This is a genomic window from Falsigemmobacter faecalis, from assembly GCF_003863335.1.
In the GTDB taxonomy this organism is placed as follows: domain Bacteria; phylum Pseudomonadota; class Alphaproteobacteria; order Rhodobacterales; family Rhodobacteraceae; genus Wagnerdoeblera; species Wagnerdoeblera faecalis.
Genome location: NZ_RRAZ01000088.1, coordinates 263 through 1,772, shown reverse-complemented (window position 1 = coordinate 1,772; position 1,510 = coordinate 263). Strand labels below are relative to the sequence as shown.

Below are 1,510 nucleotides of genomic sequence, written 5' to 3'. Positions count from 1 at the left end.
GGCGGCTCCATGGCTCATCCCGCAGCAGAATGGCATGGTGGAGAGACTGATCCGCACCCTGAAGGAGCAGTGCACACACCGCCACCGCTTCGAGAGCATCCAACACGCCACCCGCGGGATCGCGGATTGGATAACCTTCTACAACAACCGACGGCCCCATCAGGCGCTTGCCATGCGCACGCCTGCTGAGGCATTCAAATTAGCAGCATGAACTGAGCAGAAACTGATGGGTCAATACACCGATGTCCCGACGATGGGCACGGACCATGACAATCCCGATAGGGCCAAAAGGCTCTCCACAAATCCCGTGGCCTGTCGCAATGGCAACCCGAAGAGAACCTTCAAGGCAAGGCAGGCCTGAATGGCGTTCGTCGGGCAAACCAATCGCAGGGCATTTGATCCCCCGGATCAAATACTTGTCCTGCTCATACCCGGACTGTTTGCTGATCCTCCTTCCCGCTATAGACCTGTTGCCGGCCGCGCTTGCCTGAGGGCCTGGCTTCCCACTCCATGTCCGCATCAAGCCAGACCGTCAGTGAGCCGCGTTGCTTCAGCGCTTGATTGCAGGCACGCCAATTGCTGGTTTTGTAGCGGGGTTTGAGTGGGTAGCTCATGCCAAAAACGTAGCATGATCAGGCAAGGGAATGAATCCTCAGCCCTTTATGCAACAGCGCCTCCGTATTGCATAAACAATGAAGGGGTTAGGTGTTTGATCCCACGGTTTGATGGTGTGATCCTTTCAAGGGAATGGAAGGATGCCCTATGGGACAAATTCGTCATGGAAGCGCCACGACCACGCACGCTGTCCGAGCTGCAATAATGAGGGCTTGCCCGCCATCGGCTCAACGGCAGGCCCGAATGATCGCAAACTTCGCTCTCGGAGTTGAGCCGGGAACTTGGGATCAACCCCAAGACGGTGGCCAAGTGGCGCAAGAGGTCCTCGGTTGAGGACCGGAAGACGGGGCCGAGGGAGCCCCGTTCGACCGTTCTGACCGAGGGGGAAGAGGCTATTGTGGTAGCCTTCCGGCGCCACACTCTGCTTCCCTTGGACGATTGTCTCTACGCCCTGCAGCCCAGTCTCCCGCATCTTAGCAGGTCGGCTCTTCACCGCTGCTTACAGCGGTATGGGATCTCCCGGCTTGAAGACGTCAGCGGCGACAAGCCCAAAAGGCAGAAGTTCAAGCGCTACCCGATCGGATTTTTCCACATCGACATAGCCGAAGTGCAGACAGCAGAGGTATGAGGAGGATCAGCAAACGATCCGGGGGATCGTTTGCCCGACGATTGGCTGTATCTCTTTGTCGGTATTGACAGAACGAGCAGGTTCGCGGTGACCCAACTCGTCGACAAGGCGGATCGAAAAACCGCTTGGGAGTTCCTCGAACACCGTCTCAAGGCTGTGCCATACCGGATCCACACCATACTCACTGACTGAGCCATTGAGGCGCCATTGGTTCAAGCCCAATGGCGAAGGGGATCCGGTTCGCAGATCAGCCGCGGAACAGAAATC

At 57.4% G+C, this 1,510-nt stretch carries 1 protein-coding gene and 2 pseudogenes; 2 read left to right on the top strand and 1 reads right to left on the bottom strand.

Annotated features, from left to right (window positions below):
* Positions 1-211, top strand: a 211-nt coding sequence (locus EG244_RS20135; RefSeq protein ID WP_148097655.1) for an integrase core domain-containing protein, incomplete at its 5' end; no start/stop codon positions are given.
* Between the two features lie 32 nt (positions 212-243).
* Here EG244_RS20135 and EG244_RS21280 read toward each other — a convergent pair.
* Positions 244-614: pseudogene (locus EG244_RS21280) on the bottom strand (transposase); the annotation flags it as partial.
* 148 nt (positions 615-762) lie between these two features.
* Here EG244_RS21280 and EG244_RS21275 point away from each other — a divergent pair.
* A pseudogene (locus tag EG244_RS21275) lies at positions 763-1,432 on the top strand (hypothetical protein); the annotation flags it as partial.
* Positions 1,433-1,510: the final 78 nt, after the last annotated feature.